Consider the following 16,855-nt stretch of genomic DNA (forward strand, 5'->3'; position numbering starts at 1 on the left):
AACTAGAATCTGCTGTTAGAACTCAATCTGTACGAGTGCCCACACAGATGATTGCTTTATATTGTTAAAGAGCTATACCGGTTATCCGGTTGCGATTAAAGCGCTTGGCTTTATCTCGCTAGGGCTGCGCATGTTACGCTTTCCTATTTTTTTGTCAACACTTAATTTTAAACTTTCTAAAAAATCTAAACTCAAGTTTTACTCGACTTACTAAGTGACTTACTTGGCTCGCTATGCGTTGCCTGCTCTGCCGTCTCAGTGGGGTCGCATTATAGGGCGCCGCGAATTTTACGCAAGCGTTTTTTAACGTTTTTTATGATTTATTGGTGTTTGGTTTAATTTTCAAACGAACAGCTTAAAAACAAACCTAAACTCATCTGTAAATAACGAATAAAAGTAATTTAACACTAACTTTGGATAAAAATACGTTATATAGAACTGCAGTAGTTAAAATTAAAATAGACATCGCACTTGAATATATACAAAAACGAATATACACTTTATTGCATATTCTATGTAAGGTGTGATTTATGAATAATCAAACTTCAACTAAGCGTTCAGTTTTATTTTTATGTACTGGTAATTCTGCCCGCTCACAAATGGCTGAGGCATTGCTACGCCATAAAGCAGGTGATCAATTTGAAATTTCGAGTGCAGGTACGTCACCTGAAGAAATAGATTCACGCACTTTAGACGCACTTAAAAAATTTGGTTTAACCATTGATGAATTAAAATCTCAAAGCATTGAGGAATTCTCAGGACAAGAGTTCGACTTTGTAATTACCCTGTGTGATAAAGCAAATCAAGAATGCCGAAACTTCCCCGGCGCTAAAGCACAACTTGCTTGGGATTTTCCAGATCCAAAAGAGCGCACCTGCAATAATCCATTTGCTACCACATTAAGTGAACTGAATAATCGTCTATCGATGTTTATACTTTTAGAGTCAAAAAACCAACCTAGCAATAAAACACAACCTACCCTACGTATTGATGAGCAAATATCAGCGCTTGATAATATATCGATTGATCCAATCTCATTTTATAAATGTCTCACCGATGACATTCGTTTAAAAACACTAATGCTAACTAATTATCATGGTGAGCTATGTGTTTGCGAAATCATGGAGGCCTTACAAGAAGACAGCCAACCAAAAGTCTCTCGTAACTTAGCTGTTCTAAAACGAGCTAATATTATTACTGACAGAAAACATGGCCAATGGGTGTTTTATAAAATAAATCCAGAATTACCTCTTTGGATAAAAAAAGTGATCAGCGAAACCACCGAAAATAACCTTCCGCTGATAGCTAAAAATTTAGAAAACCTTACTAATATGTGTAACCGCCCAAGCAAAACTGACTTTTGTCGGTAATAGAGGAGAATAAAATGGGAATTTTCGAACGTTATTTATCTCTATGGGTTGGCTTAGCCATTATTACCGGTGTTTTACTTGGTCAATGGCAACCTGATGTATTTCAAATGATTGCTGATTTTGAGATTGCTCATGTAAATATTGCCGTCGCTGTTTTTATTTGGGTGATGATCTTCCCTATGATGGCACAAATCGATTTTTCATCGATTAAAGATGTCGGTAAAAACCCTAAAGGGCTAATACTGACACTAATAATAAACTGGTTAATTAAACCGTTCACTATGGCAGCGCTTGGTTGGTTATTCTTTAACTTTATATTTGCAGATTTAGTCGACCCGCAATCTGCACAAGAGTATATAGCCGGTATGATCTTACTAGGCGTTGCCCCTTGTACTGCGATGGTGTTTGTTTGGTCACAACTCACTAAAGGTGATGCTAATTACACACTAATCCAAGTATCTGTGAACGATGTGATCATGATTTTTGCCTTTGCCCCGATTTCAGCATTGTTATTAGGCGTAAGCGATATTCAAGTACCATGGGAAACATTACTGATCTCAGTAGTTTTATATGTATTACTACCTTTAACTGCAGGCGTATTAACCCGTAGAGCACTGAATAAAAGTAAAGATGAGCAAGCACTTGAACACTTTTTAGCAAAGCTAAAACCATGGTCTATGGTGGGTTTAATCGCAACGGTGGTTTTACTGTTTGGTTTTCAAGCTAATACAATTATCTCTGAACCGCAGACTATTGTATTAATTGCTATTCCTCTGATCATTCAAACCTACGGCATTTTTATCATTGCTTACGCTGCCGCTATTTGGATGAAGCTACCACAAAAAATAGCAGCGCCGTCATGCCTAATCGGTACTTCAAACTTTTTTGAACTTGCTGTCGCGGTCGCTATTTCATTATTTGGTTTACATTCTGGCGCTGCACTTGCCACTGTTGTAGGTGTATTAGTAGAAGTCCCCGTGATGCTATCGTTAGTTGCCATCATTAATCGCACCCAACATTGGTTTAAATAATTATAGAAAAGGATTTAACAATGCCACTTCACCCATTTGATTCGTTAAATTTAGAAAATGGCGCAAAACTTATTTTTACGCCTTGCCCTGGAAGCAAAGAAGCATCTTTAGAAGAGTCTGTACTAACTCTAAAACAAGCCGGCACCAGCATGCTACTTACGCTTATGTATGATCATGAAATTGCTAAAAATGATATACAACGGTTACCAAACCTATGCGCAGAGCATGATATTACTTGGTTGCAGCTACCAATATTAGATGATGAGGCACCCTCTCAGGAGTTTGAAGCACAGTGGGCGTTACATAAAGATGCGATCATAAACGCTATCAATAACCAACAGACGATTGCCGTTCATTGTAAAGGTGGTACAGGCAGAACTGGCTTAGTGATTGCGCTTATTTTACTTACTCATGGTTGGCCTAGCGACAAAATCATGCAGCAAGTACAACACATAAGACCTAAAGCACTGAAGAATACACTTCAACTTAATTATTTTAATTCGCAGTTATAACGAGTATTAAGGAATAAACAATGACAATTAAAGTAGGTATTAATGGTTTTGGCCGTATGGGCCGCTTATCAATGCGTGCAGCATTTGATTGGGATGATGTAGAAATCGTTCATATTAATGACCCTGCAGGTAACGCTGAAATATTTGCCCATTTAATGACATTTGACTCAGTACACGGAAAATGGCATCACGAAGCAAGCCATACTGATAATGCAATTGTAATCAATGGTAAAGAAATCAGCTTTAGCCAAAACACAAAAACACAAGAGACTGACTGGTCAAAATGTGACGTAGTAATTGAAGCCTCTGGTAAAATAAAAACCAAAGCATTGTTACAAGCTTACCTTGATCAAGGCGTAAAACGCGTTGTGGTAACAGCCCCAGTAAAAGAAGAGGGTATTTTAAATATTGTTATGGGTGTAAATGATCACCTTTATAATAAAGATACCCACCCTATTGTTACTGCTGCTTCATGTACAACCAACTGCTTGGCACCTGTCGTTAAAGTGATTCATGAAAAAATCGGTATCAAACATGGTTCAATCACGACCATTCACGATATCACTAATACCCAAACAATTATTGATGCCCCCCATAAAGACTTACGTCGCGCCCGTTCATGTGGCACAAGTTTAATTCCAACAACCACGGGATCAGCGACTGCCATTACACATATTTTCCCTGAATTAAAAGGGAAATTAAACGGCCACGCTATTCGTGTTCCTTTAACAAATGCCTCTATTACTGACTGTGTATTTGAGCTTGAACGTGGCACAACGATTGATGAAGTAAATAAACTGCTAAAAGACGCTGCTGCTAACGAACTTAAAGACATTATGGGTTATGAAGAACGACCGCTTGTATCTATCGATTACAAAACCGATCCTCGTTCAAGTGTTATTGATGCCCTTTCAACTATGGTGATCAACGACACTCAAGTAAAACTCTACGTGTGGTATGACAATGAGTGGGGCTATGCGAACCGAACTGCAGAGCTTATGCGCAAAGTTGGCCTAGCCGATAAAGGATAATTAACCGTGGATCGATTAAAAGCACTGCCGCCACAGATAAAACAATACTTAATAATTACCGGTAATTATTGGGCGTTTACCTTAACTGACGGTGCCCTGCGTATGCTTGTGGTACTGTATTTTCATCAACTTGGTTACAGCCCTTTAAGTATTGCCATGTTGTTTTTGTTTTATGAAATCTTTGGTGTGATCACTAACTTAGTGGGCGGATGGCTAGGTGCTCGATTCGGTCTCAATAAAACCATGAACATTGGCTTGGGCTTACAAATAGTTTCTTTAGCTATGCTCATGGTGCCTGTAGATGCACTCACTGTTATTTATGTTATGGCTGCACAAGCGTTATCGGGAATAGCCAAAGATCTCAATAAAATGAGTGCAAAAAGTGCCATTAAGCTTTTAGTACCAAAAGATGCACAAGGCCAACTCTATAAGTGGGTAGCTATATTAACCGGCTCTAAAAATGCACTCAAAGGGGTTGGCTTCTTTTTAGGTGGCTTATTACTCACCTTGCTAGACTTCCACGGTGCGATACTAAGCATGATTTGCATGCTAACAGCTGTATGGCTATTTAGTATCTTTGCTTTAAAACAAGACTTAGGTAAAGCCAAGCACAAAGCCAAATTTAGTGAGCTATTCTCAAAGAGTAAAGCCATTAATGTGCTCTCCGCCGCACGGATGTTTTTATTTGGTGCTAGAGATGTATGGTTTGTTGTTGCCTTGCCCGTATTTTTAGCAGCAACCTTTGGCTGGGATCATTGGTGGGTTGGTGGCTTTATGGCAAGCTGGGTAATTGGCTATGGCATAGTGCAATCTTTTGCCCCCTCTTTTACCGGTAAAAAGTCAGGGCAAGTCCCAAGTGGCCGCAGCGCATTTTTATGGGCTAGTTACCTAACGGCAATACCAGTACTGATTGCTTTAGCACTACATTATGATTTTTATATTCAGGCATCGATTATTGGTGGCTTACTTATATTTGGCGCTGTATTTGCTATTAACTCATCATTACATAGTTATTTAATCGTCAGCCTAGCTGATAGTGATGGCGTATCGTTAGATGTAGGCTTTTATTATATGGCTAACGCCATGGGCCGATTAATTGGCACCGTGTTATCTGGTTGGGTATATCAGCAATACGGACTTGAAGCATGCTTATGGATTTCAAGCGCATTTATAGCCTTCGCCGCCCTACTGTCATTGGCATTACCACAAAAAACCACCGTACCTGCGTAATCCCCCCTCCCCTGCATAGTACGCTAGCTATGCAGGGCTTATGCCTCTTGAGCCCAAATGTGGAACAATTAATGCATCGCCTTTGACAATAAAAGCATGTCAATTTTTAGTCGCACGGGACGCATAATGAACTTAACCAACATACCTACATCACTACTTACTGATCCAAATTTTTTAAAGCACACCCAAACAGGCACCCAACAAACAACGGGCCAAGCCGAAGAGACCGGCTCAAACACAAACAAAATTAAAAGTACTGATGAAAAATCCCGCCCAGATGAAGTGACCCCTGATGAAGCGGCAGACACCACTCAACAGCAGATGATAAAAAATATTAAAGAGCTACAACAGAAGTTGCGCGCACTTGAAGCAGACAACAGCCTCACAAAAGCAGATCAACAAACACAAATTTCTGAATTACAGCAAGAGTTAGATGAAGAACTAGTTGCAATACAATTAAGCGTTAAAAAGAATGTGTCAACGTTGATGGGAAGTTTATTTTCGTCAGCAGGGAACACTAACTCTGGTTTATTGTTTAAGTACAACGCTTAGACTTAATTAAATAGAGGGAAAGTTTGAAAAGTGGTACCCCTCGTAAACTTAAATTGGGGGTTCTAATGATTATGAAGCCCCAATAGCAAGCTTGTAACCCCTTTAATGTTACGGTCGTTTATCGATATTGTTACCATCTATAAATCGTATGATGTAACTCAAATTGATTTTTACCAGTTCTGAACTAAACTTCATTATGGTAGGATTAAGTAGGATTATATCCTTACAAAGTTTCTTTCATTGGAGGTAAATTATGGCAATGGTCAAGAAAAGTATCACAGTAACTGATCAGCAAGAACAATGGATGCAAGCTCAACTTGCAACTGGTCATTATGCTAGTGACAGCGAGTTATTGCGAGATTTAATTAGAAAAGAGCAAATGCGAACTAGCGAAGTTGAAGTTATTAGACAAGAACTTATCAAAGCAGAGAAAAGCGGTTTTAGCTCTCGTTCTCCTGAGGATATTGTTAATGCGGTGATTGCTAGAAAGCAAACTAATGACGAAATTTAGATTAAGTACAGCTGCCGTTCAGGACTTCGAGCAGCTATTTGATATGGTATAGACAGCTTTGGTTTAGTTCAGGCTGAATCATACATTGATGGGTTGATTATACAGTTTCAAAGCATTGCAGAAAACCCATTGCATTACCAGGCAGTTGACCATATTCGTAAAGGATATAGACGCAGTATCTACGGAACTCATGCTATTTACTACGTCGTTTCTAATGACTGTGTTGATGTTATGCGAATACTAAGCTCAGAAAACCTTAAAACTGCTTTTGAGTAATGACTGTGTCTAGCTCGTTATCTGATAGGCTTTTAGATATTGATAATCGACTTCAGCGACTCGCTGAAGAAAAAGAGTCATTATTAAATGAACGTAATAATATTCTTGCACAGCAAGAAGTCGAGCTAGCCAAACACTTTAACCAACACGTTTCACCTGAAGCTAAAGTCAATTTATTCATCTCTTATTTTAAAGGTCGCAATGACGTTTACCCGTTTCGTTGGCAATCGAAAAATGGGCGAAGTGGTTATTCGCCTGCATGTTGGAATGAATGGAAACCTAAAATCTGTGATAAACCAAAGATTAGTTGCACTGAATGTTCAAATCAACACTTTAAGCATTATGATGGTCAGGCAATATTTGATCACCTTAAAGGCAATCAAACGATTGGGATTTACCCACTTCTAGAGAACAATAGAACTCACATTCTTGCCACTGATTTCGATAAAGAAGATTGGATTCACTGCGTTAAAGCTTTTGCTGAAGCCTGTGATTTTTATAAAGTACCACACATTATAGAACGCTCTAGAAGCGGTAACGGTGGACATGTATGGATTTTCTTTTCGCAAGCTGTTGAAGCGACCAAAGCTAGAAAGTTAGGTAATGGTTTATTAACCAAAGCCATGGAAATGTATCCAGCGCTCTCATTTACTTGTTTCGATCGCCTATTTCCGAATCAAGATGTAATGCCGGAAGGTGGTTTTGGTAATTTGATTGCATTACCACTTCAACTAGAACCAAGAAAGCAAGGTAATAGTGTATTTATAGATTCGTCAGGAGTACCTTTTAAAGACCAATGGGCCAAGCTTGCTTCTATTCAAAAAATTGATACTACGACACTTGATAGCTTACTTGGCAAAATAACACTAATAGATAACAAAACTAATGATGACTTGGCAAATACGCCTTGGAAGAAGCTATCTACTATTGAGAATGATGTGATAGCCCATTGCCCTGAAGAAGTAACCTTGGTTATTGCAGATCAAATTTATATTCCAATCGATAAGCTTCCTGGCAAATTAACATCAAGGCTTAAGCAATTAGCTGTGTTTTCTAACCCTGAGTTTTACAAAAGGCAAAGTCTTCGATTATCTACGATTGGAGTCCCTAGATACATTTGTGCCGCTCGTGTTGAGGGTAATTTCTTAATTATACCGCGTGGCTGCCTATCATCTGTAAAAGAAAAATTAACCGAGCAAAAAATTAAAGTGAATTTCGATGATAAGCGTTTTTCAGGTGACAAGCTTGCTAAGGTTAAATTTACAGGAAAATTGAAAAGTCAGCAGAATAAAGCGGTTAATGCATTATTAGATTCATCGGTTGGGATACTAGAAGCTTCTACTGGCTTTGGTAAAACAGTTACTGCATTAGCACTGATTGCTAAGCGCAAGGTGAACACACTGATATTAGTTCACAGTCGGCAACTTGCAGAGCAGTGGCTGGAACGTATTAATGTTTTTCTCAAAGACACCGAAGTTGGTTCATTACTTGGTGGTAAAGAAAAACTGTCGTATCAAGTTGATGTAGCAACATATCAAAGTTTAGTGGGCCGAAATGGCATGGATATTAAGCCATACATTGAAAAGTATGGCCAGGTTATTGTTGATGAATGCCACCATTTACCTGCTTCAAACTATGAAAGCCTGATTAAGTCCAGCCATGCCAAATTCATTCATGGATTTACCGCAACACCAAAACGCCAAGATGGTTTAGAAAAACTGATGATGCTACAACTAGGAGATATTGTTTATAAAGGCGTTAAATCAGGTTCACTGCTTAATCAGCAAGTTAAAGCACATGAAACCAATACAGCGTTTCCGAATGAGTGGTTAGATCCTGATACAAAGCCCCATATCGCACAAATTTATAAGCACCTAGTTAACAGTGATGACAGGAACCAAAAGATTGTCGATGATATTGTCTGTTGTATCGATGAAAAACGTGCAGTGATGGTGTTAACCGAGAGAAAAGAACACATCGAGCTTCTATCAGCTTTACTCACACAAAAAAACCTAATGGTTGTAGAACTGCATGGTGGAATATCAACGAAGCAGCGCCAAGAACGCATTGCTTTACTCGAAGAAAACAAAGATTTAAGTAACGCTAAACAGGTTATACTTGCAACGGGTAAATACGTTGGAGAAGGATTTGATTTACCTTATTTAGATACGTTGTTCATCACCTTACCTATAGCGTGGAAGGGCATATTAGCTCAATATGCAGGTCGAATCGGGCGAGAGTGGAGTAACAAAAACTCGGTGCTGATTTATGATTACATTGATACTTTCCCAACACTTAAGCGAATGTTTTCAAAACGAGAAAAGGGATACAGAGCGCTGGGTTATGAAATCACTTATCGCTAACCAATATACTTGAGTATTTTTCCCAATAGCTCGATTTCAGATAGTTCAATACTATGGTCGTTCCCCAATCAAAAGCGCCTACTTTTTAAAATGAAATTTAGGGAAGTTATAGGTAGTCCAAGATAACCATGCTTGAGATTGGCGACTTATCTAGTAAAACAGGAAGTAGTGAGTTTCCATCTAACCACATATTGAGTGGAGATGGTGGCCCCTCCCAGACTTGAACTGGGGACCTAACGATTATGAGTTGCAAAACAAGGACTTACTACGAGTTACTTTTTGATATAACTATTTACTAATTTTCATAGCTATATCATAGGGTTATTGAATAAAACCTACCTCTGATGCATAAATCATTATGTATTTCAGAACGTTAAATTTTACGTTCAAAGTAGCACAGAGGTAGCACCATATGTCAGACACAAAATTTCGCTTCACTGAATTGTCGCTTGAAAAGATAGAATCAAACGATAAACGCACTCGCTATTATGACAGCCTATTGTCAGGACTGATTCTAGATGTGAGCGTAGCTGGTAAAAAGTCATTTAGAGTTTATAAAAAGATACCAGGGAGAGACACCCCGATTAATGTCACCCTTGGTTACTTTCCATCAATTGCACTTGATGATGCAAGGCGAATGGCTAGAAAGGTAATGGCTGATATAGCTGAGGGTATTAATCCTAATGACCTTAAGCGCCAGTTTAGAGCGGCTTCGATTACTCTAAAAGAAGCTTTTGATTCATACATCGAATCTAGAGATCTCAAGCCTATAACTGAAAGAGGTTATAAGCAAAAAATGGACTGCTATCTACCTGACTGGCATAACAAGCGCTTGGCCGACATTAATCAAACAATGATTTTAAAGCGCCAACGAGAAATCACCTCAAGAAGCCCAGCTCAAGCAAACTGCACAATGCGCCTACTGCGTGCTTTGTTTAACTTTGCCAAGGCTGAGTACAAGTCTTCTGAAGGACGCTCATTATTCCCAGAAAACCCTGTTGCAGCCCTTTCTGAAAAACGTAGTTGGAATAATATAAAACGCAAAACAACACGGCTGCGCCGTTCACAACTCAAACCTTTTGTGGACGCACTATACGAAGTTAGAAATGAAGCTGCCAAATATCGTCAGAATAGCCGCGTTGCTTTTTGTGATTACCTAGAATTTTTAACCTTTTCAGGCCTAAGAAGATCAGAGTTACTGCAACTTCCTTGGTCACAAGTACACCTTGAAGATAGGATATTCATTTTAGAAGACACAAAAAACGGGTTGGACGTTGAGTTTCCTATTACAGATCGATTAGCTGAGATATTTAATCGACGTAAAGAATATAAGGTATCTAACTATGTATTTGGGACAGATAGTAAAAAGGGCTACCTCACTGATCCTAAAAAAACGTTGAAACATGTATGCCAAATTGCAGGGGTAAAAATCACTTCGCATGATTTGCGCCGCACATTTACATCAATGGCTGAGAGTAGCGGAGTATCAGGATACCTCCTGAAACGCCTTCTAAACCATATTACAGACAAAAGTGATGTAACTGCAGGCTATTTAATCTTAACCGCTGAGGAGCTTAAAGAGCCAGCAGAAAAAGTAACAGAAACGATAGCCAAATATGCGGGGCTTATCAGTCCCTGTTACAACTTGGGATTAACAGATATTAAGCTGCAGCTAGAGAGTTTAAGCAAGGAGCAAAAAATAGAACTAGTAAGTACGTTATTGAGATGATGCCTGCGAACTGCTCTGCTTGAATTATAATTTGCAGCTTCATAAAAGCTGCAAATAGATATTAAATTACTTTCTAGATACCTGCTTAATTTAGCAACTATCAATACGAGTACGTAAACTAAATCTAATTATTTTCAACTAAATTAAGTCAGCACGGTTCAAAAGCAACTCACTATCTTTCATCGTAAGAAACAACCTATAAGGCTCGTCAGGAAAAGCAATGAATCCATATTTCTCATAAAACTCTTTTGCTTTATCATCTTTAGCATCTACAACTAGCATGGGGGTAGGGACTGAAAGAGAGGCAATATATGAATTGCGGATAGCGTCTATCAACAGGAACTCACCATGCCCTTGCCCTTGATGCTGAAGGTCTATTGCGAGCCTGCCTAAAAGAGAGCAATTTAAATTGCCTTTTGGAAGCTTCTTGACCATTTCCGGAGGTAAAGATGATTGGTCAATACTCATCATAGCTAAGGTATAAAAGCCGATGATTTTTGAAGGTACTTTTCCATCTGAAAGAACAAATGTTCTTGCAAGATGTTTTTTTTCGTGTTGGCCTGAGATTGTTTTCAGGTAATTATTTAGCGGTTGAACACCGCAGTCAAATGACTTTTTATCATGTTCGGTGGTAATTTTCTCTATTTTCATTATTCTTACGAGCCTTATATTTCATGGCTGCTTGTAAGAGCTTATCATTAACATTCGCAGGTTTGTCTAACGCTTCAAATAATGCGTTTGCATTTGCTTCACTCAGCCGTAATACATTCGTATAATTCACAACTCGCTGAGCCTCTGAAATAGCTACATTAGTCAAAAAACTATTAAGACTTGTTGCACCAGATAATAATGCTGCTCTTTCCAGCAACTCTCTATTTTCTATTGTAACTCGAGCAGTAATACGCTCGGTCGCCATATTTTGAGTTTTCATATTTGATCCTCTATTCCCCTCCAGAATTAAATTCTTAGAGAGTGGCCTTATAAAGGCCTAGTTCCAAAAATCTTATCGAGCTTCCTTTGTTTATAAAATAGGACAGCTGCAACTAAGTTCGATTGGGCCAATAACAAGTAATTAAAACTTTACTTGTATTCTTACATTATAAAGTGATTCCACCTTGCTGTCAATAGCGGTGCCATTTTGGCACCAAGCTTAAGTTTTTATTTTGACTAACCAACTTTAAAAGTCGAATATTATAATTTTAGAGGTTATAACTGATAATCAGAATTAAGCGGTATAAATTTAGGGGTTATAATATCAGAGCTATAAAATACGTTTATTTATATATTTAAAATACGTTTCGCTATCCCACCCGTTTAAAACTTAAAATTTACAATAAATACAAAACTTTAAAAGAGGAATGAAATTCAAAAGTACGACTCAGAAAAACTAAAAGTACGATAATTTGGATCAAAAGTACGATACTATCCAAAATTAAAAGTACGACGCTTATCTGGCTTTTACCCTTTTCGTAAACGTTCAATTTCAAACTTTGCAAGCTGTCTTCTCCCACTTTCATTATCGCGAAAAATGAGTACGTTATCGCTCTCAACCCTAAGTCGATAATCTAAAATTTTTTTAAGTTTTTCGATACGGTTCTTTAAGGCTGATAGCGGTAGTCTTACACCGATTCTTTCTCGTAAATTATCTAACTTGATAACTTGCTTAGAAGGTCTACCACAGCGCTTCCGGCAAACTTCATAAAGTCTGCGATCAAATGGTTTGGATAATTGAAAGTAATCTTCATGTAATGTTAAGACATCATTGTCATCAACCGTCTCAATGAGCCAATCGGGCAGTGTTACTTGCCAACAACTTAAACCACTATCTTCGATTAACTTAAAATCTTCGATGAGGCCCATACTTTCCAAAAACCTTCGACCATTAAACTTATAATCAGTAGTGATTAAAGTCCCTGCGAGCCGATATAAAGCCTTTTCAACAAGTTTGTACTCTTTTCCTGATGTTCCTCTCCCAGTAGCCTTTAGGAGATCATAGGTGTTGAAGCGAACCGTGTTACTGAGCTCTAACTTAGCATTTTTTGCAGCCATGATATGGCTCAAGCAATAAATGAGTACTTCTTTGTCTTTGATGGTTGCTCGACCCTGGACGCTTGGAACGATTTTTATTGATACACCTTTATATGAGAAATCTAATCTACCTTTAGACTTTCCGTCTAATGCAAACACAGGCCACACCATTGAAAACATATCTGATTTCAAATTGACATGAGTCATTTTGCACTCGAAATACGCCATAACTAGCGTTACTTGTTTCTTGGTTGAGAAGCTAACCAGTTATGAAAGTCTTCAACAGGGAAGAGTAATCGAGCGCCAATTTTAATATGTGGCGGTAATGGATAATTACCACAGCCTTGTTTGTTCTTAGAGATTTGATTAAAAAGGGCTTGTTTGCTGATAAAAAGTAAGTCGGCTACTTCTTCTGAACGATAAAATATCTTTTCCATTATAATTGACCTCAAAGCGTAAGCGTTGAGCTCAATTATTAGCTCAACACATTATTAATTAGTTGAGCGACAATGGTAATTAGGTGATCAGATATTTGTCCTTGAAAAGCTAGGGGAACTTTCAGGGGGTTTTTGATGTTTTAGGGACAAAGTGAAATGGTTTAGTAAACGAAAAAGAATAACTTTATGATTTTTATCTATATTATTTTTTAAAAGTGGGGATTGGCTAGTGAAAATGCCTACAAAAAAATTTTCTTGATAATCTTTTTAAGTAGGCTTTTGGAGAGGTCTACGCAATATCACTTACATTTAAGATAAAACAAAGTAGCGAAGAAGATCACTAGACTTAGAATCAAAGCGCAACCAGCGAGTACAGGAGCCATGTTTAAATTCTGCCTTCTTTTATTGCTGTGAAAAGATCATTTTTCAGCTTGTCATAGCGTCGAATAGCGCGAATCGCTAACACCATTAAAATCCACATTTGAAACCATTCGTACAATGTCATAACTGCAATCTCTGCTAATGCTTTGCACTTGAATATAGAAAAAATCCTTCCCAATTACACAAAGCAATAATCCACTCACTAATATTTTGTTGCTTCTGCTCATTACACCCCATGAATGGAAAGGCGATTTTTTTGCTTCGAGATTTAAAATGGCTGAAAGGCTCTAATCTAATATCCCAAACCTCACCCATTTCATTTGTTACATCGAAAGCCAACGCTTTTTGAGAAATCAGAGCAAAAAAGATTTCTTGCTCTGACTGCACTTCTTTCTCAAATGATAGCCCTAATGGCTCACATTCAGCTTCGATACCAGCTAAGCGCCTTTGAAACTCAGCTACAACAGGGATAAATGGTCTTAGCTCAACTTTTTTGTATAGATCAAAAAAAAGCATTACATTGCTCCTTAAAATTAGGCATGCCTAATTTTGCCCCCTTATTCTTTAAGTGATTAGTAATAGGTGTCGTAAAGCTCACCACGTGATTGCGCATCTTCTGCCTCTTCATGCGACATAAATTCACCATCAGCGATAATATTGCCCATACCATCATTCAATTTATCTAGTTGCTCGTTTTCTTTCGACGATTGCTCATCACTTGTAAATATACTTACCAACAAGTAGATAGTCCCGACTGATACACACACAAATGTTTCAAGCATATTCATTCCTCCAAATTCAAATTACCCACGAAAGCAAAAGCTAAGTATTCCTTAGTATCTAGATTCAATTAAAGCTAAGAAACTCTTAGTTTTCAAGCTAAGAACAATAAATAATGAAAACTAATGACGAATCACCATTTCCAAAACGCTTAAAAGAGGCTAGAAAAGCCAAAGGGCTATCACAAAAACAGTTGGGAATTTTGGCTGGTATAGATCAGTTTGCAGCATCAGCAAGAATGAACCAGTACGAAAAAGGTGTACATGCTCCTGACTTTAAAACTGTGAAAGCACTTGCTGATATTTTAGAAGTGCCAACTGCGTACCTGTATTGTATCGAAGATAAATTGGCTATCGAAATTTTAGATTTTATGGGCTGACGGGAAGTTCTATTGTGTCGTAGTTCAATAAATCCGGAAACAACTTTAGGTGATAGCATTACCACTCATCAATTAGAGCTCCCCTGATTTATCGAACCATAACAGAATACAAAGTTGAATAAATCCTCTTGTTACAATCTATACTTTAGAAATCTTCCTCTAGAGGAACCCAACAATTGTTTCCATATGATGTATAATTGAGTTTTCCTTTACTGGGCCTAAATTTGGATAGTGCTTTCTATTGTAAAGGTCAACAAAACTTTGAAATCCAATAGTTGTTTGATCTAGAGACGGTGTAGCCTGAGCAAAGCTCATAAGTTGTTGTAGAGCTTCCAGAAATTTCGATGCAGGATCATTCACAGAGCCACTATTAATTGTTGATACACAATGTTTTATATACATCATATTCATCTGTTGGCTATTAATATACGTGATATGAATTGCTACCGCTCGCGCAGGCCCCCCGTTCTCACTCCATGTCTCTCCAACAATTGTAAAGTCACCAAATCCTATTTGATTCGGATTATTTTTAAAAGTTAAATGGGCATCAGAGAAAGGGTTTGGAGTATTTGGATAGTCAGCATTCCTTGGGTAAACTGGAAATGGGTCCTTTAAAATTACCAAATTAGGCGTAGCTGCTACTACCGCAGCACTTACACTTGCAGTGTCTTTTATGATGTTAACAGCCGAAGCACTCAAAAGGTGTGATATATTTAATGATAAGCCTTCGTTAACATATATCGAGAATTTCACCTTGCTGGTGATATATTGGTTAGCTAATTGTAGAGCTTGCTGGCAATTATTATTATTAAAAAGAATACATGGGATAACGTTTAGATTTTTTTTGTACAAGCTTGGTAAAATCATGTTTGGAAGCTGGTTAGACAGTTCCCCCACTATTGGATTTACTATAATAAGCGGAACAAGAGAGTTTTTATTCAACTCATCTACTGTGGAAATTAGCTCATTTAGATTTGCTTTTACCGGCTCTATTATTGGTGCAAACTTATCAGAAGAGAATTTAGGTGCCGTTTTTCTTAGGGCCGATAATTCATGCCGCTTGCCTCTGAGGTATGGATAGTACATTCAAAATCTCCTTGGTTATCCCTTAATGTATCAGACAGTGAATTAATGATCTGATTTTTAAACTTCCTACTAATACTATAACTTACCTCAACGTTACGCATTGATCTAGGTAATGATGTGATGAAAGAGGCATCATTTTTCCTAAAACTCTTCAAACTACTTTTAAACAACCTATTTGCATTTTCAATAGATAAATTATTGAATACTTCCTTACAAAATTGATACGTTTGAGTGTTCGGAATATCAGGCATATCTCCCTGAACATTCCTTGCAATGCTAACATACTCATTTTTACGCAAAACGTTAAACATTAGCTCCGGCTCATAATTATAATTATTGGGAGCGCTCACTTTAACACTAAGAGTGTTTCTTTTAGTCAACTCAATAATACCGAAATTAGGACTAAGCTTATGGAATTCATACAAATACTCTAAATGTTTGGCTGTTGCCACTATGTATGTTTTGTCAAAAACTTTTGTATAAGTATTTACTTGGTCTTTTAACCTAGATAAGGAATCCAGCTCTGTTTTTATCTCGTAACAAGTAGATTCCCCATTTACAATAACGCAATCAGCTTTGTTATTCCCAACCCAAACTTCACTAAGCATTGTTGCTGTTTTTAATGAATGACGGCCCAAGAGAACTTTATTAGCGATCTCATTTTTTACCACATATTCATTTCGATAGTTTTTTAGTAACAGTTCATATGACTTTTCATATAGCTCTAATAAAGTCATTGAAGGGCTTAACAATAAGTTGAACTCATCCACAACATCTTTGATCAATGACCAATCATTGCTTCCAATTTTTACAATTCCCTGACTTGAGAATAGCTTTGCTAAATTATTAAAGTTCATTTGCCAATTTACTAAAGTTAAATGCTACTTATGAAATACTCTTTAAGTAGCAAGATTAATTAATCTCTCTTTTGTCATAGTACTAAATTTTCGCTCATACTTCCTCTGAATTTTAAAGCGCGAGTCACAAATACATATGCTTAAAGGAGTTTCATACATTTGTAAACTCGTAAAACCAAGCACTTTGAAATGAGGCATCATGAGCAATTGCCTCCTCTTTTCTGGGCTTCGCCCATACCCCGCTATGTAGAAGCCTAAAATAGGCTTGCACATAGCGGGGTATGGGCTCTAGAGCATCTTAT

General features: G+C 37.7%; 19 protein-coding genes. 11 read left to right on the forward strand and 8 right to left on the reverse strand.

Annotated elements, in window-relative coordinates:
- Window positions 1-530: 530 nt before the first annotated feature.
- The 10 genes from PHAL_RS0119020 to PHAL_RS0119060 all read left to right on the forward strand — a co-directional run bounded on the left by PHAL_RS0119020 (window position 531) and on the right by PHAL_RS0119060 (window position 10,605).
- A complete protein-coding gene (locus tag PHAL_RS0119020; RefSeq protein WP_016710028.1) occupies window positions 531-1,370 on the forward strand; it encodes a metalloregulator ArsR/SmtB family transcription factor in 840 nt (279 codons plus the stop codon).
- Window positions 1,371-1,384: 14 nt separating this feature from the next.
- Window positions 1,385-2,401, forward strand: a complete 1,017-nt coding sequence (arsB, locus tag PHAL_RS0119025) for an ACR3 family arsenite efflux transporter (RefSeq protein WP_016710029.1) — start codon at window positions 1,385-1,387, stop codon at window positions 2,399-2,401.
- Between the two features lie 20 nt (window positions 2,402-2,421).
- Window positions 2,422-2,913 carry a phosphatase domain-containing putative toxin gene (locus tag PHAL_RS0119030; protein WP_016710030.1) on the forward strand — a complete coding sequence of 164 codons (492 nt, stop codon included), beginning with the start codon at window positions 2,422-2,424 and terminating at the stop codon, window positions 2,911-2,913.
- 20 nt (window positions 2,914-2,933) lie between these two features.
- Complete coding sequence (locus PHAL_RS0119035; protein ID WP_016710031.1) at window positions 2,934-3,944, forward strand: ArsJ-associated glyceraldehyde-3-phosphate dehydrogenase; 1,011 nt, start codon at window positions 2,934-2,936, stop codon at window positions 3,942-3,944.
- Window positions 3,945-3,950: 6 nt separating this feature from the next.
- Window positions 3,951-5,174: an organoarsenical effux MFS transporter ArsJ gene (gene arsJ, locus PHAL_RS0119040; protein ID WP_016710032.1), complete on the forward strand. Its 1,224-nt coding sequence runs from the start codon at window positions 3,951-3,953 to the stop codon at window positions 5,172-5,174.
- A gap of 126 nt (window positions 5,175-5,300) precedes the next feature.
- Window positions 5,301-5,726: a hypothetical protein gene (locus PHAL_RS23205; RefSeq protein ID WP_016710033.1), complete on the forward strand. Its 426-nt coding sequence runs from the start codon at window positions 5,301-5,303 to the stop codon at window positions 5,724-5,726.
- A gap of 253 nt (window positions 5,727-5,979) precedes the next feature.
- A complete protein-coding gene (locus PHAL_RS0119050; protein ID WP_016710034.1) occupies window positions 5,980-6,237 on the forward strand; it encodes a ribbon-helix-helix domain-containing protein in 258 nt (85 codons plus the stop codon).
- A gap of 93 nt (window positions 6,238-6,330) precedes the next feature.
- Complete coding sequence (locus PHAL_RS24800; RefSeq protein ID WP_198160579.1) at window positions 6,331-6,513, forward strand: type II toxin-antitoxin system RelE/ParE family toxin; 183 nt, start codon at window positions 6,331-6,333, stop codon at window positions 6,511-6,513.
- Window positions 6,513-8,876, forward strand: coding sequence for a TOTE conflict system archaeo-eukaryotic primase domain-containing protein (locus tag PHAL_RS0119055; RefSeq protein ID WP_016710035.1), 2,364 nt, complete (start codon window positions 6,513-6,515; stop codon window positions 8,874-8,876). The genes PHAL_RS24800 and PHAL_RS0119055 overlap by 1 nt, the downstream gene beginning before the upstream one ends.
- A 412-nt stretch (window positions 8,877-9,288) precedes the next feature.
- The gene (locus PHAL_RS0119060; protein ID WP_016710036.1) at window positions 9,289-10,605 is read left to right on the forward strand and encodes a tyrosine-type recombinase/integrase; all 1,317 of its coding nucleotides are present in this window, start codon (window positions 9,289-9,291) and stop codon (window positions 10,603-10,605) included.
- 138 nt (window positions 10,606-10,743) lie between these two features.
- Here the strand turns inward: PHAL_RS0119060 and PHAL_RS0119065 are convergent, their stop codons facing one another.
- From PHAL_RS0119065 to PHAL_RS0119090, 6 genes are all read right to left on the reverse strand, one after another.
- Window positions 10,744-11,256: a GNAT family N-acetyltransferase gene (locus PHAL_RS0119065; protein ID WP_016710037.1), complete on the reverse strand. Its 513-nt coding sequence runs from the start codon at window positions 11,254-11,256 to the stop codon at window positions 10,744-10,746.
- Window positions 11,225-11,536: a type II toxin-antitoxin system TacA family antitoxin gene (locus PHAL_RS0119070; RefSeq protein WP_016710038.1), complete on the reverse strand. Its 312-nt coding sequence runs from the start codon at window positions 11,534-11,536 to the stop codon at window positions 11,225-11,227. Before PHAL_RS0119070 ends, PHAL_RS0119065 begins: the two co-directional genes overlap by 32 nt.
- A gap of 527 nt (window positions 11,537-12,063) precedes the next feature.
- Window positions 12,064-12,861, reverse strand: coding sequence for a replication initiator protein A (locus tag PHAL_RS0119075; RefSeq protein WP_016710039.1), 798 nt, complete (start codon window positions 12,859-12,861; stop codon window positions 12,064-12,066).
- An 8-nt stretch (window positions 12,862-12,869) separates the two neighbouring features.
- Window positions 12,870-13,070, reverse strand: coding sequence for a helix-turn-helix transcriptional regulator (locus tag PHAL_RS0119080; protein WP_004588652.1), 201 nt, complete (start codon window positions 13,068-13,070; stop codon window positions 12,870-12,872).
- A 519-nt stretch (window positions 13,071-13,589) separates the two neighbouring features.
- Window positions 13,590-13,967, reverse strand: a complete 378-nt coding sequence (locus tag PHAL_RS0119085) for a hypothetical protein (RefSeq protein ID WP_016710040.1) — start codon at window positions 13,965-13,967, stop codon at window positions 13,590-13,592.
- Between the two features lie 56 nt (window positions 13,968-14,023).
- Window positions 14,024-14,233, reverse strand: a complete 210-nt coding sequence (locus PHAL_RS0119090; RefSeq protein WP_016710041.1) for a hypothetical protein — start codon at window positions 14,231-14,233, stop codon at window positions 14,024-14,026.
- A 113-nt stretch (window positions 14,234-14,346) separates the two neighbouring features.
- Between PHAL_RS0119090 and PHAL_RS0119095 the strand changes: the two genes are divergently transcribed.
- Window positions 14,347-14,610, forward strand: a complete 264-nt coding sequence (locus PHAL_RS0119095; RefSeq protein ID WP_016710042.1) for a helix-turn-helix domain-containing protein — start codon at window positions 14,347-14,349, stop codon at window positions 14,608-14,610.
- A 159-nt stretch (window positions 14,611-14,769) separates the two neighbouring features.
- On the opposite strand, the gene PHAL_RS0119100 is transcribed toward PHAL_RS0119095, so the two are convergent.
- Window positions 14,770-15,696, reverse strand: a complete 927-nt coding sequence (locus PHAL_RS0119100; RefSeq protein WP_016710043.1) for a sce7725 family protein — start codon at window positions 15,694-15,696, stop codon at window positions 14,770-14,772.
- Entirely contained in the window at window positions 15,648-16,553 is a 906-nt protein-coding gene (locus PHAL_RS23210; protein ID WP_016710044.1) for a sce7726 family protein, read from the reverse strand. The genes PHAL_RS0119100 and PHAL_RS23210 overlap by 49 nt, the downstream gene beginning before the upstream one ends.
- Between the last annotated feature and the right edge of the window lie 302 nt (window positions 16,554-16,855).

This window comes from Pseudoalteromonas haloplanktis ATCC 14393, assembly GCF_000238355.1.
GTDB classification, from domain to species: domain Bacteria; phylum Pseudomonadota; class Gammaproteobacteria; order Enterobacterales; family Alteromonadaceae; genus Pseudoalteromonas; species Pseudoalteromonas haloplanktis.